Below are 22071 nucleotides of genomic sequence, written 5' to 3' on the forward strand. Positions count from 1 at the left end.
CGTTGCCAGCGAGCGGCGGGAGCCTGCTAGAGGCGCTACCTATATGGTGATGGCATCAACCTCTGGCCGGCTCATGGCTTCAAGCCTCAGCTTGCTGCTTCTTTCCTGTAGCGGGACTCGTCACTCGGTCCCAGGTCCTACCGGCGCGCACGAGTTGGGCAAATACGTACTCGTCATCGAAAGAGCGCCGGATGGGCAGGCGGTCCATTCGTGGAAGCCCGTCGAGGACTTCAACCTGATGGCGAACTCACATGCGGTGGCTCCGCGCAGCGTTCAAGGGCGCATTGTCCAGGCGGCCTTCAACCGCAACTGCGAGGAGGAGCGTGATGCGTGTGAGAGCATGTGCGTGGCTGGCTTGAAGGGCCGCGATTGGAGCCACATGAGCGCGGGCTCGAAGAAGGAGCATTGTGTCCGCGCGTGCATGCAGCCCTACCTTGACTGTTGCACGCTCAGGGAATTGGCCGAGGGCAAAGCCGTGGAGTTCCATGCCATGGATGAGGCCGTCGAGTGGCTGAAGCAGAACAGTGACAGGCTTCTGGTGGGGGCCGTCGTTGTCATCGCGGGCGTGGCCTTTGTCGTCACTGTCGGCGGGGGCGGATTCCTGTTGCTTGCGCCTGTCATCGCCTTCACATCGTCCGACGTTGCTTCCAGTTCCCGAGCCCTGGCGGTGAAGCCGTGACGAATCCCCTCATCCTTTCGGATGCACAGCAGGTGATTGGGCGGCGTTGGAGCGAGGATCAGTCTCCAGAGCAGGCGCGAATTCTCAGCCTCGCACGGGACGCTTTGGACTTCATCTCAGCCTCTGGCCAATGGTACCCCTTCGTGGACTTTCGAGGGAGCGGTGGGCCGCGCGAAGCCCAGGTTATCGGCGAGGATGGCTCCACGGAGTTGCGAGTCCTCTTGAGCAAGACAGCGAGCTTTTTCGGGACGCAGCTCGATGACCCCGAGGCCGCTGGAGAACAGGTGCCAATCCAGCTCATCCTCGACGTGCTTCGTTTCATCTCTTCAACCAGACAGCACGAGGCCTTCGGTGATTTCGTCGAGCATGTCGAAGCCCATGCGCCCCCATTTGTAGTGGCCTCATTCGAAACGGAGCACGACGCGGATGCCTGGCTCAAGAACCATCCCGCTCCACCCCTTTTCGCCGACATCCTGATCGGCGGCCGGTACCACGATGTGGTTTATGATCGCGAAACGGATTTTCGCCGTCTGCCGTGGAATCGCCACTTCGAGCGCTATCTCGCATGGCTCAAGCGGGATGAGCCGCCCGTTGCCGCCGCCTCATTCGCCACTCGTGAGGAAGCGGAAGCCTGGCTGAGCAACCAGCCCAACCCAGCCAGGCGCACCTGGGTGATGATCGCGGGTGAGTTCTACCTCGCGGCGTACTATCCGAATATCAATCACCAGGCCCTCTATCCTCTCTCCATGGCCGGGAGTGACGAGGAAGAGACCGAGGGCCCATAGCAGGGTGAGGCGTTCGTTCGAACGCCTCTTCCCGCTCAGCGCATCGCGCGGTACTGCTCGGGCGCGAACGGCTTCACCAGCTTGGGGCCCACGCGCAGCCAGAGCGCCTCCGAGTCATCCAGCGCTCCGTAGAGGCTGCCGCCCGGCACCTGGTAGCGGAACAGCTCGCCCTTCTCGGCCGCGTCCGTGGCGACGATCTCCACCGGGTAGGGATAGGGCTTCTCGGTCGTCCCGACCGCACTGGTGAACATGTAGAAGGCGCTGCCCGGGCCCTGCTGCGCGAAGCGCGCCACCAGCGCCCCGTTCGGCGTGAGCGGCAGTTGATCCTTGTTCACGGCCTGCCCCTCGTTGCTCTGGCCGTCCCGGGCCTCCAGGAACCAGAAGCGGTTCGAGCCGATGGCCGCCAGGCGCGTGCCGTTGTTGTACGGCACCAGCGCGGCCATGTACCCCGGCAGCGGCTCGCTGATCCACAGCCGGCTGCCCGAGGCCACGCACAGTTTCGTCGAGCCAATGGCGCAGGCCCGGACGTTCGCCGAGGTCGGTCCCTGGGTGGCCACGTACACCACTGTCCCGGTGGGGTCGAACGCCACCGGCGGATACTGCTCGAGGGGGAACCTGTCGATCTCGTACCTCACGAACCCTGTTCCGTTGGCGTTCACGATTCCCACATAGAGGTGGGTCTCGAGCCTGTCATCGTAGAGCGGAATCACGACCTTTCCGTCGGGCCGTACAAAGGGATCGGCGAGGATCAGGCTGATCGTGTTGGTCTCGGGATCCGCTATCTCCAGGTTCCATTTGCTCGTTCCCGTGGGGGAGAAACGCTCGAGGCGCGCGACGTTGTAGACGAAGGCGTCACCGTTGGGGGCCACGGCGAGGTTCTTCACCGCCGGGAGCGCCGGGATGGTGACGATGTTGAATCCCGCGTCGATGGCGAAGGCGCCCTGGTCCTTCGTCCACACCCAGCGGTGGCCGGTGCCCGCGGGCTTGCGGTCGGTGATGATCGTGGTCGCGTCGCAGGGGAAGTCCATCTCCACGCGCTGCCGGTTCGCCGGGTTGCTCTTCGTCACCTTGTAGAGGAACGAGCGCGAGCCCTCCTTCGTGCAGCCGATGAAGCTCGCGGTGGCGCCGCTGCCATCGACCACGAAGTAGTCCGGCACCACGGGCGTGGTGGAGTTGATCGGCTCCACCACCTCGTCCACCGGGAAGAACGTGGCCGGCTGTGCCTGCGAGACGTTGGTGCGTCCATCGGCGCAGGTGACGCGCGCGGTGAGGGACAGGTTCGCGGAGATACCCCGCGCGAAGCGCAGGTCACTCGTCGCCAGCTCCACCTGGGTGGGGGAGGCCCCGTACGTCACCTGCTTGAGCAGCTCGTTGTTGTCGAGCAGCTCCAGGCGTTGCACCTGGTCACAGCCGGACGTGGTGATGAAGAGCTTGACGCTCTTTCCCACGGAGGTCGGCTCGTCCACGATGATGCTGACCTGGGGGAGGTCCGGCGTGGTGGGCGGCGGGGGCTGATTGCAGGCGAGGGCGAGGAACGGCAGCAGCAACGCCGGGCGCACGAAGGCCCGGCGGAAGGGGGGGGTAGGCATGGTGGCGCCGATTCTAGCCCGGGCACCCCCCTCCGGACATCAGCGGTCCAGGATGACGAAGTCCACGCGCCGGTTCAGCTCGCGGCCCCTGGGCGTCATGTTGGGCGCCACGGGGCGGCTGTCGCCGAAGCCCTCGGACTCGAGGCGGGCCGGATCCAACCCCGCCTTGATGAGGTAGTCCGCCACCGCGCGCGCCCGCTCCTTGGACAGGTTCAGGTTGGCCGTCTTGTCCCCCTGGTTGTCGGTGTGGCCCTCGATGCGGATGCGCTGGATGCCGGTGCGCACCAGCAGGTCCACCACCTGCGCGAGCAGCGGGTAGCTCTCCGGGAGCAGCACGGCCTTGCCATCCGCGAAGCGCACCTGCTGGAGCAGCTCCAGCTTGTCGTTCTCCCGCTTCACCTGCCACTGCTTCGGCTCGGGCTCGAGGTCGAACGCCAGATCCATCGCGGCGCCATCGGCGACCTGCACGGCGCGCGTCTGGGCCAGGAAGCCGGGGGCGGTGATCTCCACCACGTAGCGGCCGGCCGGCAGCTGGAGCTGGCGGGACGCCGCGTCGGCCTGGGAGTACTTCACCTGCCGCGGCGTGGGGCCGCCGAAGAACGCCAGCGTGGCCGCCACGGGCTTGCGCTTGGAGGTGACGGCCAGGGCCAGCGTCGCCGGCTTCACCTCCGCCACGAGCTCCAGCTCCACGCTGACGGTCCTGCCCGCCTCGAGCATCAGCTCCTTCTCCAGCGGGAGGTAGCCGTCCTTGCGGACGGAGAGCTTCACCGGGCCGCTCGGCAGCGCGTAGGTGAGGAAGCGGCCATCGCCCGGAGCCAAGGCCACCGGCGGCAGCGTCGAGTCCACCATGGCCACGAGGACACCGGGCAGCGGCTGGCGCGTCTTCGCGTCCAGCACCACGCCGGACACCTGGGCCGTGGCCGCCTGCGCCACCTGCGTCGAGGTCACCTGGCTCTGGGCCACCTGCGTCTGGGCGGAGGCGGGGGTCTGCTGCACGGGCACCGGCTCGCGCACCACCACCCGCTCCACCACGCGCGTCCCACCGGCCTGCAGCGCGGGGTCCACGTTGAAGGAGGCGCCGAGCACCAGGTTGAAGGGCGGCACGGGCTGCACCCCGCGGCCCACCTGGCGCGTGAGGCCGAGCTCGGCCGCGGCGGTGAAGGTGAGGTTCTGCACCGCCGTCAGCTTCAGGCCCAGCCCGAGCGTCTGCGGCGCCACGCTGCCCACCGGCACGAGGCTCCCATCCGGCGCGACGAGCTGTCCGTCCGGCACGCCGAGCGGGGAGCTCAGCCCGTACTCGAGGAAGGGCGTGACGACAGGCAGCGGCGCCTCCAGCCCGAGCCCCACGCCGAGGCGGGAGTAGCGGTTGATGCCCAGCGCGTACTCCTCGGCGGCGTTGAGCCGTCCGGCGTCCACCAGCGAGCCCGTGCCGTCCATGAGGAGGCCCAGGTTGGCGTGGACGCGCAGCGGCAGCTTCGGGTTCAGCGCGCGCGCGTCATAGGTGGCCACCGCGCGGGGCGAGAAGCCGAAGGCGATCTGGTTGCTGCCCACGCCGGAGAAGGTCATCACGCGCACGTCCGCGCCCGCCCAGAATCCCGGCAGCCACTGCTTCGTGGCGCGCGCCCCCAGCGTCACGTCTCCGAGCGCCTGGATGAGGGAGGGCGAGGAGCGCGTGTTGGTGTTGGTCGAGGCCGTGTAGGACAGCGACACGTCGAGGAAGTCGAGCGGCACGTACCCGACGGCGAAGGTGCCGCCGGTTCGCGTGTTGTCCGCGCCGCGCACGGGGAAGTCCGGGGTGGAGAAGAACTCGCCGGTGGCCGAGAAGCGCAGCACGCCCTTGCGTCCGAGGTCCGCGCCGCCCAGGCGCAGCAGGCCCACGCCGCCCGTGGAGGTGGAGGCATGGCGCAGGTTGCGCGCATCCATCCACGAGTTGCCGAGCGTGGAGGGGCTGTGCGCCTCGTACGTCTGATCCAACCCCGGGGAGGGGGCGGTGGGCCCCGGCTGTGTTGAGAACCCAACCATCTGGGTCGCATCCCGGGCTGCCGAGGGAGCGGGGGCTTGTGTGCCGGCTGGAGGGGTGGCCGGGGGCTGGGAGGGGGGTGGAGTGGGCGCGGAGGACCCCTGGGCGCGCGCCGCGCCAGCCCCGAGGAGGGCCGTCAGCAGGAGGGAGCGCAGAGGGGAAGGGGACAGCGGGAGTCGCGGAAGTCGCACGGCGGCCGAGTATACGCGGGGGTACCCGTCTCACAATTCTTGCTGGGAGCCCCTGAGTCCGACACGCTGGCCCCCGGGCAGCTTCAGCGGCATGATTCGGACCCGCGCATGAAGGTTGACGCTTTCTTGAAATTTTTCCGGTCTTTCCACACAGCCACGCAGGATCAGGCACGCCGAGGGCGCTCGTGAGGGCTGAACTCGTGGGGTCACGTGGCCGCGTCCTGGTGATCGGCGCGAAGGCGGGCAGCGAGGCGTTGCTCGCGCACCTCACCGACAGTGGTTACGAGTGGGCCATCACCGAGGACATGCAGGAGCTGGCGGGCCTGGCCGAGAAGTTGCGGCCGGATGCCGTGCTCATGTCCGCCACCGGCAAGAAGGCAACCGAGGCGCTCAGCGCCGTCCGTCAGGAGTCCCGGCTGAGGGAAGCTCCGGGTGCTGGCGGATCTCACCCGCTCGCGCTCGGAGGTGCTGCGCAAGCTGCCCGTGGACGAATGGGTCCGCAGCCTCGAGGAGCTCAGCTCCCGGCTGGAGTCGGCGCTGCGCGAGCGGCGGGTGATGGAGCGCACCCGCAACCGCATGGAGCGGCTGCTGGAGATCACCCAGGCCGCCACCAGCTCGCTGGAGCTGGAGCAGATCCTCCGCCTCGCGGTGGAGAAGGTGGGCACCGTCATCAACGCCGACCGTTGCTCGGTGGTGCTGGTGGAGGACGTCAACTCGCGCACCGCCAGTGTGGTGGCCACGCTGGAGGACCCGGGCCTGTCGCTGGACGTGGACCTGGCGCGCTACCCCGAGCTGCGCCGCGCGCTGGAGACGCGCCAGCCGGTGCTGGTGGAGGAGGCCCAGCGGGATCCGCTGATGGCCGAGGTGCGTCCCACCATGGCCTCGCTCGGCGTGCGCTCCATCCTCGTGCAGCCGCTGGTGTGCCAGGACGAGCTGCTCGGGGCGCTCTTCCTGCGCATCTCCCGGGGCTCGGAGGGCTTCGGCCGGGACGAGCAGGAGTTCGCCCAGGCGGTGGCGGCGGCGCTGGCCAACTGCATCCGCAACGCCCGCCTGCACACCGCGCTCAAGAAGAAGCGCGACGAGCTCGAGCTGGCCTACGTGGAGCGCTACCGCGAGCTGACCGAGGCCAACCGCCGCCTCAAGGATCTCAACCGGCTCAAGGACGAGATCATCGCCGTGTGCAGCCATGACCTGCGCGCGCCGCTGCAGGTGCTGCTGGGCCACGGCCGGCTGCTGCTGGAGGGCGGGTTGGATCCGCAGCAGAAGCAGTCCGCCGAGGCGATGATCCGCCAGGGCCGGAAGATCCTCGGCCTGGTGGAGTCGCTGCTGGAGCGGGGCAAGGGCGACGTGGCGCGCCTGTCCATCGAGCCGCGCGTGCTGGACATGTCCACGCTCTGCAAGGAGAGCGTGACCGAGCTGGGGATCCTCGCCGCCGAGCGGGGCGTGGCCCTGCGGGCCGAGACCAGCGAGATCATGATGCTCATCGGGGATGAGCTGAAGCTGCACGAGGTGCTGCAGAACCTCATCACCAACGCCATCCACCACGCGCAGGACGCGGGCGAGGTGGTGGTGAAGGCCTCGCGGCTGGCGCGCCCGGACGGTGACGTGGCGCGCATCGTGGTTCAGGACGATGGCAAGGGCATTCCGCCCGAGGAGCTGCCGCTCGTCTTCGACCGCTACCGCAGCGGTGCCAAGGGTACGGGTGGCACGGGCCTGGGGCTCGCCATCTGCAAGGAGTTCGTGGAGCTCCACGGCGGAGAGATCTGGGCCGAGGCCCCCGCCGAGGGTGGTGCCGCGTTCATCTTCACCCTGCCGCTGGCGCAGGAAGTCAGCCGTGCCGTGCAGAACCTCCCGGCCAAGGACACGTCCGAGCAGCCGCGCGTCCTGGTGGTGGAGGACGAGCCGGAGATCGCCGCGGTGCTGGTGGAGGTGCTGCGCTCGCGCTACCGCGTGGACGTGGCGCGCGACGGCGCCAAGGGCCTGGCGCGGGCGCGTTCGTCCAGGCCGGACCTGGTGGTGATGGACGTCTTCCTGCCCAAGCTGGACGGCCTGGACGCCGCGGTGGCGCTCAAGTCCTCCTCGGACACCGCCGGCATCCCCGTCATCCTGCTGTCCGCCCACCAGGGCGTGGCCGACAAGGTCCGCGCGCTCAACCTCGGCGCGGTGGACTACATGAGCAAGCCCTTCAACGCCATGGAGCTGCTGGGCCGCACCGAGCGTGCCCTCAAGCTGCGCAAGGCCGAGAGCGAGCTGGAGCGCACCTCCTCGCTCATTCGCCGCAGCGGGAACGATCCCCTCACCGGCGTCTACGACCGGCGCGGCCTCATGCTGCGGTTGGATCATGAGGTGAGCCGCGGACGGCGCTACAGCCGGCCGGTGAGCCTCGCGGTGCTCCGCCCGGATCGCCCCGTGCTCGACGAGGCGCTGCGCGGCATCCCCGACGTGATGCGCGCTCGCCTGCGCACCCAGGACATCCTCGGCCACATGGGCGAGGGCACGCTCGCCGTCGTCCTGCCCGAGTGCAATGTTGAAGCGGGGCGCAACGTCATCGGCCGGTTGCTGCCGGATGTCGAGAAGCACACAGGGATGGAGTACCGCTCGGCGGTGGCGGATGTGAGCCACGACAGCGAGCCGGTGGAGCGCATCCTGGAGCGGCTGGGCGCGCCGCCCCTCGTGCCGAAGCTCTAGGCTCGCGGTAGACTCGGGGGGTGCGCCCGAGTCGACTCCTCACCCGAGCCGTGCCCCTCCTGGCCCTCGTGCTGGCTCTCGTGCTGGCTCTCACGGGGCTGGGGGCGGTCGCGGCGCCCGCCTCGCGCCGGCCCAAGGTGGACACGCAGGCCATGCGCGAGGCCATTTCCGCCGCGGCCAGCGACGATGGCATCGCCTCGCCCGCCAGCTACGCCAACTACCTCCGGGCGAAGCTGCTGAGCCTCCAGGGCCAGCACCGGGGCGCGGTGGACGCGCTGCGCCTGGCGCTGGCCACCGACGAGGACAATCCGCACCTGCTCACCCAACTGGGCGAGGAGTACGCGCGCCTGGGGGATCTGACGAAGGCCGAGCGCGAGCTGCGGCGCGTGGTGAAGAGCCACCCCTCGCATTACGCCGGCCGGTTGATGCTGGGGCGCGTGCTGATGGAGGCCGGCAAGCCCGCGCGCGCCCGGATGCACCTGCGCCGCGCCATCCAGCTCAAGCCGCGAGAGCCGGAGGCCTACCTCGTCCTCGCGCAGCTCCACCTGGATGGCCGTGCGAACGAGCAGGCGGTGAAGGTGGTGGAGGAGCTGGCGGCGGCGCTGCCCGGCGAGGCCTCCGGCTACCGGCGCCTGGGGTTGGCGCTGGCCGAGCGGGGTGACTCCACGCGGGCCAGGAACCTGCTGGCGCGGGCCATCGAGCGCGACCCCGGTGACGTGGAGTCGCTGACGGTGCTCGCGCAGATCCACGAGAAGGCCGGGCAGCTCTCCGATGCCGAGGAGGCCCTGGCCCGGACCCTGGAGCGGGAGCCCGACAATCAGTCCGTGCTGATGAGCGCCGGGCGGCTCGCCCTGCGGCTCGGCTCGCCGGTGCGGGCGCGGGCGTACTTCGACCGGCTGCTGGCGATCTCCGCCGACCCGGAAGCTCACCGTGCGGGTGGCACTGGCCTTCCTGTCGGCGCGGGACACCACCTCCACCGTGGAGGTGCTGGATGCCGCGCGGAAGGGCAGGGGAGCGTCGCCTCGCATCTCCTACTACGCGGGGCTGGTGCACGAGCGGCTGCGCCACTTCGACGTGGCCGCCACCGCCTACGCCGAGGTGCCCCTCACCTCCGAGCTCTTCCCCGAGGCGCGCGCCCGCCGGGCCATCTGTCTCTCCCAGGCGGGGCGGCACGCGGCCGCGCTCGAGCTGCTGCGCGAGGCCCTCGCCGAGCGTCCCGACGACGCGGAGCTGTGGGTGCATCAGGCCCGGGCCCACGAGCGCGCGGGGGCTCCCGAGCGCGCCGTGGCCACGTTGAAGGAGGCCCTCGCGCGCAAGCCGTCCTCGGAGCTGTACGAGGCGCTCGCCTCCACCCTGCAGCGCCAGAAGCGCTCCGCCGAGGCCGTGAGCCTGCTGCGGGAGGCCATCTCGCGCGAGCCTCGTGAGCCGGCCCTGCGCTACGTGCTCGCCAACGTGCTGCTGGCGCAGGGGGACGAGGAGGGGGCCATCACCTGCATGCGCGGCGTGCTCGAGGTGGACCCGGAGCACGCCGCGGCCATGAACTTCATTGGTTACGTGCTGGCCCAGCGCGGCCGGGACTTCGCCGAGGCGGAGCGCCTGGTGCGGCGCGCGCTGCAACTGCGCCCGGACACCGGCTCCTTCCTCGACTCGTTGGGGTGGATCCACTACCAGCGCGGCGACTACCCGCGCGCGTTGCAGTCGCTGGAGCGCGCGGCGGAGCTGGAGCCCGAGGAGCCCGTCATCCTCGAGCACCTGGGGGATGCCTACCAGCGCGTGTCTCGGCCCGCGGAGGCAGTGGACGCCTGGCGGCGCGCGCTCGAGGTGCTGGCCCTCAACCCGGAGGCCGCCGATCCACCGGATCAGCGGGTGCTCATCGAGCGGAAGCTGAAGTTGCTATCCACGGGTGCCGGGGATCGCTAATGTCCCCTTCAGATCCTATGGCGCGCTTCGACGAGGGCTTCTTCACGGGCAAGGACGGGCTCCGGCTGTACTGGATGTCCGAGCAGCCGGATCAACCCCGCGCGCATGTGGCGGTGGTCCACGGTTACGGCGACCACATCGGCCGCTACCGCACCACGTTCGACGCCCTCACGGCCCAGGGCTTCGCCGTGCACGGCTTCGACTACCGGGGCCATGGCCGCGCCGACGGGCGCCGCGGCTTCTGCGCGAGCTGGCCGGACTACCTGGACGACCTCGCCGCCTTCTGGGAGCGGGTGCGAAGCGCGGCCGGCGGGAGCAAGGTCTTCGTGCTCGCGCACAGCCATGGCGGCCTGATGTCGGTGCACCTGCTGGGGCGCGGCGGACTCCAGGGCGTGAGCGGCATGGTGCTGTCAGCACCTTATTTCAAGCTCGCCATCACGCCGCCGGCATTGAAGCTCGCGGCGGCGCGGGCGGTGGGCCGGGTGCTGCCGTGGATGCCCATCAAGACGGAGCTCACGCCCAAGGACCTCAGCCGGGACGAGGCGGTGCAGGAGGCGGTACGTCAGGACCCCCTCTACAATTCCATCGTGACCCCGCGCTGGTTCATCGAGTCCACCGAGGCCCAGTCCCGGGTGATGACGCTCGCCCCGGAGGTGAAGGTGCCGCTCTTCCTGCTCAGCGGAGCGGCGGACGGTGTGGCGAGCGTGGAAACCGGGCGGACCTTCTTCGAGGCCGTGGGCTCGAAGGACAAGGTGTACAAGCTGTATCCGGGGATGCGTCACGAGCCGCTCAACGAGCTCGGCAAGGAGGAGGTCCAGGGCGATATCTCCAACTGGATCTCCGCGCATCTCTGACGTAGGTTCCAATTCCTTACAGAGCAAACTTCGTTATCGCGAGGGCGCTTCCGAGGGTCACCGCATGGCACAGGGCGAGCAGACGGGCATCATCGGCAAGGGCATCATCATCCGCGGCAACCTGACGGGTGGTGGGGACCTGATCATCGAGGGACGGGTGGAGGGGCAGATCGCCCTGAAGAACCACCTGACCATCGAGGGTACGGGCAAGGTTCAGGCGGACATCCGCGCGGAGGAGCTGACCATCAACGGCGAGGCGAGCGGCAACATCGACGCCTCGGGCCGGGTGGCCATCAACGCCTCGGCGAAGGTGGCGGGGGACATCAAGGCCCCGCGCGTGGTCATCGAGGATGGGGCCGTGTTCAACGGCTCCATCGAGATGGACGTGAAGCTGCCGGACGACATCTAAACGGGCCCGCGGGCCCGCAGCACCCTCCGGGAGGGGTGGACAACACTCATGGCGAATACGGTCATTGGTTCGAGCATTGTCATCGACGGTGAGATCTCCGGCGACGAGGACCTGGTCATCCAGGGCACCGTGAAGGGGAAGATCTCCTTGAAGGAGAGCCTCTTCGTCGAGGGGAGCGGCGTGGTCGAGGCCGACATCGAGACGCAGAACGTGGAGATCGCCGGCCGGGTCACGGGCAACATCGCGGCCTCGGACAAGGTGGAGCTCAAGACGGACTGCCGCGTGGTGGGCGACATCAAGGCCCCGCGCATCCTCATCGCCGACGGCGCCTCCTTCAAGGGCAACGTCGACATGGACATCCCGAAGGAGCGCTGATCCTTGGCCACCGCGAAGGAACTGGCCCAAGGGGCCAACGTCAACAACACCGTGGTGGGTCAGTCCATCCTCATCAGCGGCAAGCTGACGGGTGACGAGGACCTGACCGTGCGCGGCCGCGTGGAGGGCGAGCTCACGCTGAGCCGCACCCTCATCGTGGAGCCCACGGGCGTGGTGAAGGCGAACGTGGCGGTGAAGAACGCCATCGTCAGCGGCGTGGTGGTGGGCAACATCAACGCCACCGAGAGCGTGGAGCTCACCCGCGAGGGCCGCATGGTGGGCGACATCCACGCCCCGCGCGTCATCATCGTGGATGGTGCGAGCTTCCGCGGCCGCGTGGACATGGGCGAGGTGGAGCCGGGCCGCATGCCGTCGGATCGTTCGGCGCTGCCGCGTCCCACGGGCGCCACCGTGCGTCCCGCGGTGCGTCCGGGTGCCGCTCCGGCCCGTCCGGCGCTGCCGGGTACGCGTCCCACGCCGCCTGCCGCCACCGTGGCGGGTCCGGCTCGTCCGGCCGCCGCACCGCCGGCCCGTCCGGCGCCGCCGCCCGCTCCGGGAGCCGCCCGCCCGGCACCCCCTGCGCCGCCCGCGGCCAGGGCCGCCGAGCCTACCCGCCCCGAGCCTCCTCGGCCGCCGGCCGCCGCGCCGGTCCCGCCGACCGTGGCCGAGGCCGCCAGGAAGAAGGTCGTGGTGAAGAAGAAGGGTCGTTAAAGCGTTGTGGTGGCGCCGTCGCGCGCCGCCACACCGCCGTCCGCGGCGCTACGACGGGCCGATCCAGGGGTGCCGATGAACGCCATGAACGCCGAGAACCGAATCGACGAGGTGGACGCACAGCCGAGCACCCCGGCCGAGGAGTCGTCGCCCGGGGAGTCCGCTGCTTCCGAGACGTCCGCCGTTTCCTCCGAATCGGAGGGGACGGCGGAGGCCTCCGCGTCCGAGACCGCCAGTGCGGCCACGGGTGAGCCGCGGGAGAGCGGACAGCCCGAGAGTGCGCCGCAGGGCAGCGAGCAGTCCGAGAGCGGGCAGCCCGAGAGCGGGCAGTCCGCGGCCCCACCCGAGGTGGTGGAAGCCGTCGCGCCGCGCCGCAAGGGGCACGTGGCTCCCGCGCACATTCCGCTGGAGCGGATCGACGAGGACACCACGTTCCAGATCCGCCCGCCGGGAGAGCTGTCCGCGCTGGCCACGGACCTGGCGCGGCTGGGACAACTCTTCCCGGTGGATGTGCGCTTCAAGCCGCCGGACCGTTTCCAGATCATCTCCGGTTTCCGCCGGGTGGCGGCGCTGCGGTTTCTCAAGAGGGATCGCGTGCTGGCCCGCCTGCACACGGACCTGTCGGACGAGGACGCGCTGTTGATGGCGCTGGCCGCGGCCATCCACGCCTCGCCGGTGGACCCGGAGGAGCTGGAGGCCCTGAAGGCGCGGCTCGAGGCCGACGGGCGGCTGACGCCCATCGCCCGGGACATGCTGGACAAGGCGCTGGTGCCGCCCGACGACTCGCTGGCCTCCGAGACGGTGGAGGAGGAGGTCGACGCGGACGAGTTGGCCTCGGAAGCCACCCAGCGGCTGGTGGACATCAACCAGGACCTGGCGCTGCTGGCGGACGTGTTCGCGGACCTGGATGAGACGCGGAAGCAGGAGCTGATCACCCAGCTCCGTTACTCCGCCGACCTCGTGGCCTGGCTGGAGCGCTTGTGAAGGTGGACGCGCTCGCGCGTGACAGGGCCCGCTTGCTGGAGGTGCTCACCGAGCGCTCCTTCGAGCGGCGCAAGGTGGTGCTCTCGTCCGGCAAGGAGTCGGACTTCTACATCGACTGCAAGCGCACGGCGCTGCTGGCCGAGGGGCATTTCCTCATCGGCCGGCTGCTGCTGCAGGCCGTGCTGCGGGACGCCCCCGAGGCGGTGGCGGTGGGTGGGCTGACGCTGGGCGCGGATCCGCTCGCCTCGGCCGTCAGCCTGACGAGCTACCTGTCGGGCACGCCCCTGCATGCCTTCATCGTCCGCAAGGAGCCCAAGGGCCATGGCACCGGCCAGTGGATCGAGGGCATGAAGGCGCTCGCCCCCGGGTCACCGGTGGCCATCCTGGAGGACGTGGTGACCACGGGGGCCTCCACGCTCAAGGCAATCGAGCGGGCTCAGCAGGAAGGGCTGCGGGTGCTTGGGGCGTTTGCGTTGGTGGATAGACTGGAGGGCGGACGCGAGGCGGTCGAGGCCTCCGGACACCGGCTCTTCACCCTGTACACCCGCAAGGACTTCATTCCATGAAGATGCAGTTGCGGCTCGGGGCGCTCGTCATGGCGCTCGCGGGCTGTGTCTCCACGCCTCCCACGCTGGGGGATCCGGCGCCCGGCATCAAGGACGAGCGCCAGGAGGCTCGGCTACCAGCAGGTGCTGGAGAAGTACACGGCCCGCGCCGAGCTCTACGCCGGTTTCGACACGGTGATGTTCGCCGCGGCCACGCTGCAGACGCAGCCCTTCCGCGAGGCCCGTGTGCGCCGCGAGGCCAGCTTCAAGGCCCTGACGCAGGATCGCGTGCAGGAGATCCTCACGCAGGAGTTCGCGGAGGCGGCGAAGGCGCACGAGTTCTTCCTCGGCGTGCACGTCTTCAACTACCGCTACGAGGACTTCGACAGGCCCGCGTCCATCTGGAACATGGTGATGGTGACGCCCGCGGGGGAGCTGAAGCCCGTGAGCGTGGAGCGGGTGGGGCGCGCGGACCTGGAGATGCGCTCCTTCTACCCGTACATGGGCACCTTCTGGGTGGGCTACCGCGTGCGCTTCCCCACCACCTACCCGGATGGCAGGCCCGTCATCACCCCCAACATGGAGCGCGTGGTGCTGCGCATGGCCTCCTCGTTGGGCAAGGTGGAGATGCGGGTGCACGCGAACTGACGCGCATCCGGCGGCTCAGGTCTGCTCGGGCCGCAGCACCGGCTTGTCCGGGGTGAGCGGCTGCACGCCCCGCTGGAGCTGATCCATCAGCGCGGCCGGCGAGGCATCGCAGGCGAAGGGCTGGGCTCGCGTCTCGGGGATGAAGCCCTCGTCCACCGCGCGCCGCATCATCGCCAGCAGCGGCCCGTAGAAGTCCGCCACGTTGAGCAGGCCGATGGGCTTGTGGTGGATGCCGAGCTGGGCCCAGGTGGTCATCTCGAAGAGTTCCTCGAAGGTCCCCACGCCGCCGGGCATGGCGATGAAGGCGCCCGAGAGCTGGGCCATCATCGCCTTGCGCGTGTGCATGGAGTCCACCAGGTGCAGCTCGGTGAGGCCCTTGTGGGCGATCTCCCGATCGCTCAGCACGTGGGGCAGCACGCCAATCACCTTGCCCCGCTGCGCGAGGGCCGCGTCCGCCACGGCGCCCATCAACCCCACGCTGGTGCCGCCGTAGACGAGGGTGAGCCCGCGCCGGGCGATCTCCGTGCCCAGGGCCCTGGCCCCCTCGAGGTACTCCGGCCGGGTTCCCATCCGCGAGCCACAGAAGACACAGACCGACTTCGGTTCCATTTCGGGACGCTCCTCCAGGGGCTCACAGCTCGCGGCGGACGACGGTGTCGTGCTTCCAGTGGTGCTCGTCCGTGTTGGGGTAGTCCAGCGTGAAGTGCAGGCCGCGGCTCTCCTTGCGCCTGCTGGCGCAGTCCACGATGAGGCTGGCCACCTCGCAGATGTTGCGCAGCTCGATCACGTCGCGCGTCACCTTGAAGCGCCAGTAGTAGTCGCGGATCTCCTCGCGCAGCAGCTCCAGCCGGCGCCGCGCCCTCATCAGCCGCTTGTCCGTGCGGACGATGCCCACGTAGTTCCACATGAGGCGGCGGATCTCATCCCAGTTGTGGGTGACGACGACGCTCTCGTCCGAGGCCACCGCGCTGCCCTCGTCCCACTCGGGAGGATCCTCCTTGAGCGCGGAGAGGGAGCGGATCTCCTCGGCGCAGATGGCGGCGGCCCGGTGGCCGAAGACGAGCCCCTCCAGCAGCGAGTTGGAGGCGAGCCGGTTGGCGCCGTGCAGGCCGGTATGGGCCACCTCGCCGATGGCGTAGAGGCCCGGCACGTTGGTGCGGCCGTGCAGGTCCGTCACCACGCCGCCGCACATGTAGTGGGCCGCGGGCACCACGGGAATGGGCTGCACGGCCATGTCGATGTTGAAGGCCTTGCACGTGGTGTAGATGTTGGGGAATCGCTCCATGATGAAGGCACGCCCCAGGTGCGTCATGTCCAGGAAGACGCTGTCGTCACCGGTGCGCTTGAGCTCCGCGTCGATGGCGCGTGCCACCACGTCGCGCGGGGCCAGCTCGCCCATCCGGTGGTAGCGGTCCATGAACTGCTGGCCGTTGCGCAGCCGCAGCTTGCCTCCCTCGCCCCGCAGCGCCTCGCTGATGAGGAAGCTCTTGGCCTCCGGGTGGTACAGGCAGGTGGGGTGGAACTGGTAGAACTCCATGTTGGCCACCTCGGCCCCCGCCCGGTACGCCATGGCCACGCCGTCCCCGGTCGCCACGTCCGGGTTGGAGGTGTAGAGGTACACCTTGCCCGCCCCTCCCGTGGCCAGCACCGTCACCTTGCCCAGGAATCGCTCGATGCGGCCCTCGGGCGTGAGCGCGTACACCCCCAGGCACCGGCCGGGGATTCCCGGGCCCGGCTTCCGGTCGAGGATCAGATCGATGGCCGAGGTGTTCTGGAAGAAGGTGATGTTGGGCTGCGCGTCGCACGACTCCAGCAGGGCCCGCTGCACCTCGCGCCCGGTGATGTCGCCCGAGTGGATGATGCGCCGCTGGGAGTGGCCGCCCTCGCGCGTCAGGTCGAACTCGCCCGTGGCCCGCCGGTTGAAATCCGCTCCCAGTTGAACCAGCTCCCGGATGCGCTCGGGGCCCTCGCGGACCGTCACCTCCACCGCGTCCTGGTGGTTGATGCCCGCACCGGCCTCCAGGGTGTCCTGGATGTGCTCCTCGAAGGTGTCCGTGGGCGACAGCACGCTGGCGATGCCCCCCTGGGCATAGGCCGTGTTGCCCTCATGCCGGTCCCGCTTGGTGAGGACCGCGACGGTCCCGTGCCGCGCCGCCTGGAGGGCCAGCGAGAGACCGGCCACTCCACCGCCCAAAACCAGGAAGTCGAACCGATGGGGCATGTGTCAGACCCTTAATGGCTGTAAGTGCCGGAAACAAGGCGATTTCTTGAGGACTTTTGGCCGGGGGTCTAAGGTTGGGGGGCCGATATGCGAGCCATTTCCTTCCTGCTGCTGCCCGCGCTGTTGCTTGCCCCCCTGGGAGTCCAGGCGTCCGAGGGCATCTACAGGTACGTGGAGAAGGACGGGACCATCGTCTACACGAACGTCCCGCCCGGCGGCGGCAAGAAGGCGAGCAAGCTCAAGGGCACCTTCACCGATGCGCCCGCGCCCACCGCTCCCGTGAGGGGCAGGTCGCGCACCCCGGCGGAGCTCGAGCCCCACATCGTCAAGGCCGCCGAGCGCTACCGCATCCCCACCGCGCTGGTGCGGGCCATCATGCACACGGAGAGCAACTTCAACTCCAACGCGCTGTCCCCCAAGGGCGCCAGCGGGCTGATGCAGCTCATGCCCGCGACGGCCTCGGAGATGTACGTGAAGGACATCTTCGACACCCGGGACAACATCGAGGGGGGAGTGCGCTACCTGCGGGTGCTGGCCAACCTCTTCAACGGGGACATGGTGAAGATGGTGGCCGCGTACAACGCGGGTCCGGAAGCCGTGCGCAAGTACGGGGGAAAGGTGCCGCCGTACGCGGAGACGCAGGCGTACGTTCGCAAGGTGCTCCAGCTCTATTCCCATTATAAGGAGCGCGAACGGCTCACGAAGGACGAGCCCCGCGGGACGGATTCCGATGGCGACGACGCGCGTGACGGGGCGGGGGCAGAAGAGCCCCGTTGACGAGGAGTTCCTCAAGCAGCTCTACCAGGGCGGGGAGCTGCTGGCGCAGGGGCGCGTGCCCGAGGCGCGGCAGTTGCTCGAGCGCGCCCACCAGCTCCAGCCGAGGAACGAGAAGGGCCGCAATCTGCTCGGCCTGGCCTACTTCAAGCTGGGCCTCTTCGATCGGGCGGCGGAGATCTACGAGGCGCTGGTGCGCGACAACCCGGTGGACGCCACGCTGCGCGTCAACCTGGGACTGGTGTACCTGAAGACGAACGCCCTGCAGCGCGCGATGCGCGAGTTCGAGGCCGCGACGGACCTGCAGCCGGACCACCAGAAGGCGCACAACTACCTGGGGCTGGCCCTGGCGCAGGCCGGGGAGTACGGCCGGGCCCGCGAGCACTTCGTCAAGGCGGGCAGCGAGGTGATGGCGGAGAAGATGGCCAAGGCCATCGCGGGGGAGAAGGTCCTCCGGCCCTCCAGGGCCATGCCCGTCCTCCCCCGGGCGCCTACGCCCGCTCCGCGTCCGCCCGTGGAGGGCCAGTGGGGCACGCAGTTCGGCCTGGACGAGACGCCCCCTGCCGCCGCTCCGGCCAGCGCCGCGGAGGAGGACCCGGAGGATCTGCGCTTCGCCGAGGACGAGGGGCCCGGTGCCCTCTCCGAGGAGCCGGCGGACACGTCCGGCGCGGTGGACGAGACCGGAGCCGGGATCGAAGCGGCCTTCGCGGAGACGGCCCAGGCGGTGGCTCCGAGCGAGCCGCTGCCGCAGTCGCTGGAGGAGGCCGTCCCCGAGCTGCCGAGGGCCGTGGCCTTCCCGTCTGGGAGGGACGTGCCGGTGCTGTCCGAGCTGGTGCCCGCGCTGGCGCTGGCGGGGGCGAGCCAGGCGCAGCCCTTCCGGGTGGGCAACGGCAGCTTCTCCGCGCGCGTGGAGGGTGAGCTGCTCACGCGGCTGGAGGGGCTGGTGGCCTTCACCGGACAGCTCCAGTTCCAACCGGAGGTGAAGCGCTTCCGGGGCCGGCCCACGGAGGAGCCCTTTGGGGATGGCGCGGGCCGGTTCGTGCGCGCCAGCGGCCAGGGGGTGCTCTTCCTCGAGCCGGCCGAGTCGCGCTCCTTCCTGGCGGTGGACCTGGGAGACGCGGGGGCCTACGTGCGCGAGGAGTGCGTCTTCGCCTTCGAGGAGGCGGTGGCCTTCGACAATGGAAAGGTGCCCTCGGAGGTGACGCCGGACCTGGACCTGGTGCACCTGCGCGGGCAGGGCAGGGTGGTGCTGAGCCTGGGCGGGACGCTGCGCTCGGTGCCCGTCGCCGGGGAGACGCCGGTGACCGTGCCCCTGTCCCACCTGGTGGGCTGGCAGGGCAAGGTGACCCCCCGCGTGGTGGCGCTGCCGGGGGTGGTCACCCCTCCGCGTGTCGCCGTGGAACTGAGCGGTGAAGGATTTGCCCTCATCGCCTTGCCAGTCCGGTAGAAGGCCCCGACATGGATCGAGCTGAGCGTGCGTTGCGGAAGCGGCAGAAGAAGGAGGAGCGGGCGCGGCGTCGGGCGTCGCGTCAGCCGAGCGTGCTGATGCAGGAGTTCTGGAACCTGCCCAACATCCTGACGCTGGGCCGCATCTTCCTCATCCCCGTCTTCGTCTGGCTCACCTACGACGCGGATCCCCTGTCCTCGCTGCTGGCGGCGGCGGTGTTCGCGGTGGCCTCCATCACCGACGTGGTGGACGGCTACCTGGCGCGCCGCTGGAACCTCATCACCGTGGTGGGCAAGTTCATGGACCCCCTGGCCGACAAGCTCATCGCCATGGCGGCCCTGGTGATGATGGTGCGGCTGGGGCGCATCTCCGCCTGGGTCGTCATCGTGCTGCTGGCCCGCGAGTTCATCGTCAGCGGCCTGCGCACCATCGCGGCGAGCGAGGGCATGGTCATCGCCGCCGGGCAGGAGGGCAAGTGGAAGACCTCGCTGCAACTGGTGGGCATCATTTCGCTCTGCGTGCACTACGAGCACATCATCGACGTGGGCCTGTATTCGGCGCCCGTGGACTTCGGCAAGGTGGGCCGGCTGTTGGTCTATTTGTCGGGGGCTTTCTCGGTGTGGAGCGCCGTCGTGTACTTCCGCGCCTTCCTCTCCATGCTGGCCAGACGGGGTAGCGGAGCGGACGCACAGAAGGCTTGACGCACCTGGGAGCGGATTGTATATCCCCCCTCGCTTTCGACGTCGCCGCGAGGCAACGCCGGGGGCAATCAGGAGTCGGAACGCGGGAATAGCTCAGTGGTAGAGCATCGCCTTGCCAAGGCGAGGGTCGAGGGTTCAAATCCCTTTTCCCGCTCCATCTACTCCGGCCTGATGCGGGAATAGCTCAGTGGTAGAGCATCGCCTTGCCAAGGCGAGGGTCGAGGGTTCAAATCCCTTTTCCCGCTCCAGAAAAAAGGCTCCCTGGGTAACCAGGGGGCCTTTTTGTTTTTCGCGCCGGGTGAATGTGCTTCGAGCAGGAGGAGAGAGGCGAGAGCCCGAGTGTCCGCCTGCCTCGCATCCTCATTCTGGCCTGCTATATGAAGGCCGCCCCATGATTCGCCATTTTCGTGAGCTGTACCAATACCGGGGGTTGCTCATCAGCCTCGTTCAACGCGAGCTGAAAGCGCGCTACCGCGGTTCGATCCTCGGGTTCTTCTGGACCTTCCTGAACCCGACCCTGCACATGCTGGTGTACGCCCTGCTCTTCACCGTGGTGATGCGGCAGAACATCCCGAACTACGCCTACTTCATGTTCGTGGGCCTGTTGCCGTGGATCTGGTTCTCCAGCTCCGTGGGGGCCGGGGCGAGCACCATCAGCGACCGGCGGGATCTGATGACCAAGGTGCGCTTCCCCGCGCAGGTCCTGCCCTCCACGGTGGTGGCCACCAACCTCATCAACTACGTGCTGTCGTTGCCGCTGATGCTGGGGCTCGGCGCGTTCCACGGCATCTGGCCCACCTGGCACATCGTGCTCTTCCCGGTGGTGGTGGCCATCCAGCTCGTCTTCACCCTGGGGCTCGTCTACATCGTCTCCGCCATCAACGTGACGTTCCGCGACCTGCAGCACATCGTGCAGAACCTGCTCACGCTCGGGTTCTTCGCCACGCCCGTGCTGTACCAGGTCAGCAGCGTGGTGGACCCGAATACGCGGGCCCTGGTGACCCTGGCCAATCCCATGGCCATCCTCATCACCTCGTATCAGGCCATCTTCTATGAGCACCGGCTCCCGGATGGGCCGCCGCTGCTGGCGTTGGCCGTGGCCTCGGTGGCCCTGCTGTGGGGCGCCTCGTGGCTCTTCGAGTCCCGCCGCGAGGATTTCGCGGAGTCCATCTAGTGCCCCCCATGCAAGAATCCATGGACGCCATCGTCATCCGTGACGTCGTGAAGAGCTTCCGGAAGCGGACCATCCGGGGCGAGTACACGACGTTCAAGTCCGAGCTGTTGCGCTGGCTGCGCGGTGAGCGCCAGCCGGAGGAGGCGCGCCTCATCACCGCGCTGCGCGGCATCAACCTCACCATCCCCCGGGGAAAGACCATGGGGATCCTCGGGCGCAACGGCTCGGGGAAGAGCACGCTGCTGAAGATCATCACCGGCATCTACGCGCCCACCACCGGCACCATGGAGATCAACGGCCGCATCTCCGCGCTGCTGGACCTGGGCGCCGGCTTCCACCCGGACTTCTCCGGACGGGAGAACATCCTCATCAATGGCATCATCCTGGGCATGAGCCGCGCCGAGGTGCGCGAGCGCATGGATGCCATCATCGCCTTCAGCGAGCTGGGCGACTTCATCGACGAGCCGGTGCGCACCTACTCCAGCGGCATGTACATGCGGCTGGCCTTCGCGGTGGCCACGCACGTGGACCCGGACATCCTCATCATCGACGAGATCCTCGCCGTGGGCGACGAGCACTTCAGCAAGAAGAGCCTCGCGAAGATGACGGAGTTCAAGAAGCAGGGGAAGACGATCGTCCTGGTGACGCACGACTTGAGCACGGTGGCCAACTGGTGCGATTGCGCGGCCTGGCTGGATGGCGGGCGCATCCGCGAGGTGGGCGAGCCGGAGAAGGTCATCCGTCACTACCAGCAGGCGCTGCGGCTGGCCGAGGCCCAGGGCACTCCGCTCATGGCCCCGGCCCTCAGTCCGGGCGGCGGGGCGCTCCCCGGGCTCCAGGATACCGAGGCGTCCGCCACCGCGGCCCCCGGGACGGAGGAGGCGAGCGCCGGGCTCCCGGTGGAGATCCGCTCGGTGGAGCTGCTGGCGCCCATGGGCGACACGGGCCTGGTGGTGGACACCGAGCAGGGGCTGGAGGTGCGCATCGACTTCGCCACCCTGCGGCCCCTGTCGGACGCGGGCTTCGCGGTGGACATCCGGCGCGAAGACGGCACGCAGGTGTATGGGACGAACACCTTCCTCGAGTCGGTGCCGCTGCCCTCCCCACTGCCGGAGCAGGGCACGGTGCGCTTCATCATCGAGCGCGTGGGCCTGTCCCCCGGCCGCTACCTGCTGCGGGTGTCGGCCCGCGCCGCCAACGGCACCGCGTACTCCAGCGCCGGCCAGCCGAGCTCCTTCGAGGTGCGCTCGCTCATCGAGGGCGAGGGCCTGGTGCGCCCGCCCCACCGGTGGATCATCGAGCCGCGCCTGGAGCCCCAGCGCAGCGCGGTTTCGTGAGATGGGCGGGGAGCAACGG

At 69.3% G+C, this 22071-nt stretch carries 20 protein-coding genes, 2 tRNA genes and 1 pseudogene; 19 read left to right on the forward strand and 4 right to left on the reverse strand.

The window, feature by feature from the left end; translation table 11 throughout:
- Nucleotides 1-154 precede the first annotated feature (154 nt).
- Together ACN28I_RS00895 and ACN28I_RS00900 are read left to right on the forward strand one after the other, a co-directional pair.
- Nucleotides 155-679, forward strand: a complete 525-nt coding sequence (locus ACN28I_RS00895) for a hypothetical protein (RefSeq protein WP_420940295.1) — start codon at nucleotides 155-157, stop codon at nucleotides 677-679.
- The gene (locus ACN28I_RS00900) at nucleotides 676-1464 is read left to right on the forward strand and encodes a hypothetical protein (protein WP_420940296.1); all 789 of its coding nucleotides are present in this window, start codon (nucleotides 676-678) and stop codon (nucleotides 1462-1464) included. Before ACN28I_RS00895 ends, ACN28I_RS00900 begins: the two co-directional genes overlap by 4 nt.
- A gap of 35 nt (nucleotides 1465-1499) precedes the next feature.
- On the opposite strand, the gene ACN28I_RS00905 is transcribed toward ACN28I_RS00900, so the two are convergent.
- Together ACN28I_RS00905 and ACN28I_RS00910 are read right to left on the reverse strand one after the other, a co-directional pair.
- The gene (locus tag ACN28I_RS00905; protein WP_420940297.1) at nucleotides 1500-3053 is read right to left on the reverse strand and encodes a hypothetical protein; all 1554 of its coding nucleotides are present in this window, start codon (nucleotides 3051-3053) and stop codon (nucleotides 1500-1502) included.
- A gap of 39 nt (nucleotides 3054-3092) precedes the next feature.
- Nucleotides 3093-5075: an OmpA family protein gene (locus tag ACN28I_RS00910; RefSeq protein ID WP_420940298.1), complete on the reverse strand. Its 1983-nt coding sequence runs from the start codon at nucleotides 5073-5075 to the stop codon at nucleotides 3093-3095.
- Nucleotides 5076-5696: 621 nt separating this feature from the next.
- On the opposite strand from ACN28I_RS00910, the gene ACN28I_RS00915 reads away from it, so the two are divergent.
- From ACN28I_RS00915 to ACN28I_RS00960, 10 genes and pseudogenes are all read left to right on the forward strand, one after another.
- The gene (locus ACN28I_RS00915; RefSeq protein ID WP_420940299.1) at nucleotides 5697-7952 is read left to right on the forward strand and encodes an ATP-binding protein; all 2256 of its coding nucleotides are present in this window, start codon (nucleotides 5697-5699) and stop codon (nucleotides 7950-7952) included.
- Nucleotides 7953-8104: 152 nt separating this feature from the next.
- A pseudogene (locus tag ACN28I_RS00920) lies at nucleotides 8105-8806 on the forward strand (tetratricopeptide repeat protein); the annotation flags it as partial.
- A gap of 76 nt (nucleotides 8807-8882) precedes the next feature.
- A complete protein-coding gene (locus ACN28I_RS00925) occupies nucleotides 8883-9872 on the forward strand; it encodes a tetratricopeptide repeat protein (RefSeq protein ID WP_420940300.1) in 990 nt (329 codons plus the stop codon).
- 17 nt (nucleotides 9873-9889) lie between these two features.
- Nucleotides 9890-10726, forward strand: coding sequence for a lysophospholipase (locus ACN28I_RS00930; RefSeq protein ID WP_420940301.1), 837 nt, complete (start codon nucleotides 9890-9892; stop codon nucleotides 10724-10726).
- Between the two features lie 64 nt (nucleotides 10727-10790).
- Entirely contained in the window at nucleotides 10791-11135 is a 345-nt protein-coding gene (gene bacN, locus ACN28I_RS00935) for a bactofilin BacN (RefSeq protein WP_043389032.1), read from the forward strand.
- Nucleotides 11136-11183: 48 nt separating this feature from the next.
- Nucleotides 11184-11510 carry a bactofilin family protein gene (locus ACN28I_RS00940; RefSeq protein ID WP_043389034.1) on the forward strand — a complete coding sequence of 109 codons (327 nt, stop codon included), beginning with the start codon at nucleotides 11184-11186 and terminating at the stop codon, nucleotides 11508-11510.
- Nucleotides 11511-11513: 3 nt separating this feature from the next.
- Nucleotides 11514-12221 carry a bactofilin family protein gene (locus ACN28I_RS00945; protein WP_420940302.1) on the forward strand — a complete coding sequence of 236 codons (708 nt, stop codon included), beginning with the start codon at nucleotides 11514-11516 and terminating at the stop codon, nucleotides 12219-12221.
- Nucleotides 12222-12305: 84 nt separating this feature from the next.
- A complete protein-coding gene (locus ACN28I_RS00950) occupies nucleotides 12306-13205 on the forward strand; it encodes a ParB N-terminal domain-containing protein (protein WP_420940303.1) in 900 nt (299 codons plus the stop codon).
- Entirely contained in the window at nucleotides 13202-13771 is a 570-nt protein-coding gene (gene pyrE, locus ACN28I_RS00955) for an orotate phosphoribosyltransferase (protein WP_420940304.1), read from the forward strand. Before ACN28I_RS00950 ends, pyrE begins: the two co-directional genes overlap by 4 nt.
- A 45-nt stretch (nucleotides 13772-13816) precedes the next feature.
- Nucleotides 13817-14398, forward strand: coding sequence for a hypothetical protein (locus ACN28I_RS00960; protein ID WP_420940305.1), 582 nt, complete (start codon nucleotides 13817-13819; stop codon nucleotides 14396-14398).
- A gap of 15 nt (nucleotides 14399-14413) precedes the next feature.
- On the opposite strand, the gene ACN28I_RS00965 is transcribed toward ACN28I_RS00960, so the two are convergent.
- Both ACN28I_RS00965 and nadB read right to left on the reverse strand, forming a co-directional pair.
- Nucleotides 14414-15007, reverse strand: coding sequence for a TIGR00730 family Rossman fold protein (locus tag ACN28I_RS00965; RefSeq protein WP_420940306.1), 594 nt, complete (start codon nucleotides 15005-15007; stop codon nucleotides 14414-14416).
- 22 nt (nucleotides 15008-15029) lie between these two features.
- The gene (nadB, locus tag ACN28I_RS00970; RefSeq protein ID WP_420940307.1) at nucleotides 15030-16619 is read right to left on the reverse strand and encodes an L-aspartate oxidase; all 1590 of its coding nucleotides are present in this window, start codon (nucleotides 16617-16619) and stop codon (nucleotides 15030-15032) included.
- Nucleotides 16620-16706: 87 nt separating this feature from the next.
- Between nadB and ACN28I_RS00975 the strand changes: the two genes are divergently transcribed.
- The 7 genes from ACN28I_RS00975 (at nucleotide 16707) to ACN28I_RS01005 (ending at nucleotide 22052) form a co-directional block, all read left to right on the forward strand.
- Nucleotides 16707-17396: a transglycosylase SLT domain-containing protein gene (locus tag ACN28I_RS00975; RefSeq protein WP_420940308.1), complete on the forward strand. Its 690-nt coding sequence runs from the start codon at nucleotides 16707-16709 to the stop codon at nucleotides 17394-17396.
- Nucleotides 17350-18840, forward strand: coding sequence for a tetratricopeptide repeat protein (locus tag ACN28I_RS00980; RefSeq protein WP_420940309.1), 1491 nt, complete (start codon nucleotides 17350-17352; stop codon nucleotides 18838-18840). The genes ACN28I_RS00975 and ACN28I_RS00980 overlap by 47 nt, the downstream gene beginning before the upstream one ends.
- An 11-nt stretch (nucleotides 18841-18851) precedes the next feature.
- Nucleotides 18852-19541 carry a CDP-diacylglycerol--glycerol-3-phosphate 3-phosphatidyltransferase gene (gene pgsA / locus ACN28I_RS00985; RefSeq protein ID WP_420940310.1) on the forward strand — a complete coding sequence of 230 codons (690 nt, stop codon included), beginning with the start codon at nucleotides 18852-18854 and terminating at the stop codon, nucleotides 19539-19541.
- A gap of 82 nt (nucleotides 19542-19623) precedes the next feature.
- Nucleotides 19624-19698: transfer RNA gene (locus tag ACN28I_RS00990), tRNA-Gly, on the forward strand.
- A 16-nt stretch (nucleotides 19699-19714) separates the two neighbouring features.
- A tRNA-Gly gene (locus ACN28I_RS00995) sits at nucleotides 19715-19789 on the forward strand.
- Between the two features lie 143 nt (nucleotides 19790-19932).
- A complete protein-coding gene (locus tag ACN28I_RS01000) occupies nucleotides 19933-20715 on the forward strand; it encodes an ABC transporter permease (protein ID WP_420940311.1) in 783 nt (260 codons plus the stop codon).
- An 8-nt stretch (nucleotides 20716-20723) separates the two neighbouring features.
- Nucleotides 20724-22052: an ABC transporter ATP-binding protein gene (locus ACN28I_RS01005; protein WP_420940312.1), complete on the forward strand. Its 1329-nt coding sequence runs from the start codon at nucleotides 20724-20726 to the stop codon at nucleotides 22050-22052.
- Nucleotides 22053-22071 lie beyond the last annotated feature (19 nt).

It is taken from the genome of Archangium gephyra (genome assembly GCF_049060025.1).
GTDB classification, from domain to species: domain Bacteria; phylum Myxococcota; class Myxococcia; order Myxococcales; family Myxococcaceae; genus Archangium; species Archangium gephyra_A.

Coding starts and splice junctions, on each gene's coding strand:
- ACN28I_RS00905 (WP_420940297.1), bottom strand. CDS start 3,053: ATGCCTACCCCCCCCTTCCGCCGGGCCTTCGTGCGCCCGGCGTTGCTG.
- ACN28I_RS00910 (WP_420940298.1), bottom strand. CDS start 5,075: ATGGTTGGGTTCTCAACACAGCCGGGGCCCACCGCCCCCTCCCCGGGG.
- ACN28I_RS00930 (WP_420940301.1), top strand. CDS start 9,890: ATGGCGCGCTTCGACGAGGGCTTCTTCACGGGCAAGGACGGGCTCCGG.
- bacN (WP_043389032.1), top strand. CDS start 10,791: ATGGCACAGGGCGAGCAGACGGGCATCATCGGCAAGGGCATCATCATC.
- ACN28I_RS00940 (WP_043389034.1), top strand. CDS start 11,184: ATGGCGAATACGGTCATTGGTTCGAGCATTGTCATCGACGGTGAGATC.
- ACN28I_RS00950 (WP_420940303.1), top strand. CDS start 12,306: ATGAACGCCGAGAACCGAATCGACGAGGTGGACGCACAGCCGAGCACC.
- ACN28I_RS00965 (WP_420940306.1), bottom strand. CDS start 15,007: ATGGAACCGAAGTCGGTCTGTGTCTTCTGTGGCTCGCGGATGGGAACC.
- nadB (WP_420940307.1), bottom strand. CDS start 16,619: ATGCCCCATCGGTTCGACTTCCTGGTTTTGGGCGGTGGAGTGGCCGGT.
- ACN28I_RS00975 (WP_420940308.1), top strand. CDS start 16,707: ATGCGAGCCATTTCCTTCCTGCTGCTGCCCGCGCTGTTGCTTGCCCCC.
- ACN28I_RS00980 (WP_420940309.1), top strand. CDS start 17,350: ATGGCGACGACGCGCGTGACGGGGCGGGGGCAGAAGAGCCCCGTTGAC.
- pgsA (WP_420940310.1), top strand. CDS start 18,852: ATGGATCGAGCTGAGCGTGCGTTGCGGAAGCGGCAGAAGAAGGAGGAG.
- ACN28I_RS01000 (WP_420940311.1), top strand. CDS start 19,933: ATGATTCGCCATTTTCGTGAGCTGTACCAATACCGGGGGTTGCTCATC.
- ACN28I_RS01005 (WP_420940312.1), top strand. CDS start 20,724: ATGCAAGAATCCATGGACGCCATCGTCATCCGTGACGTCGTGAAGAGC.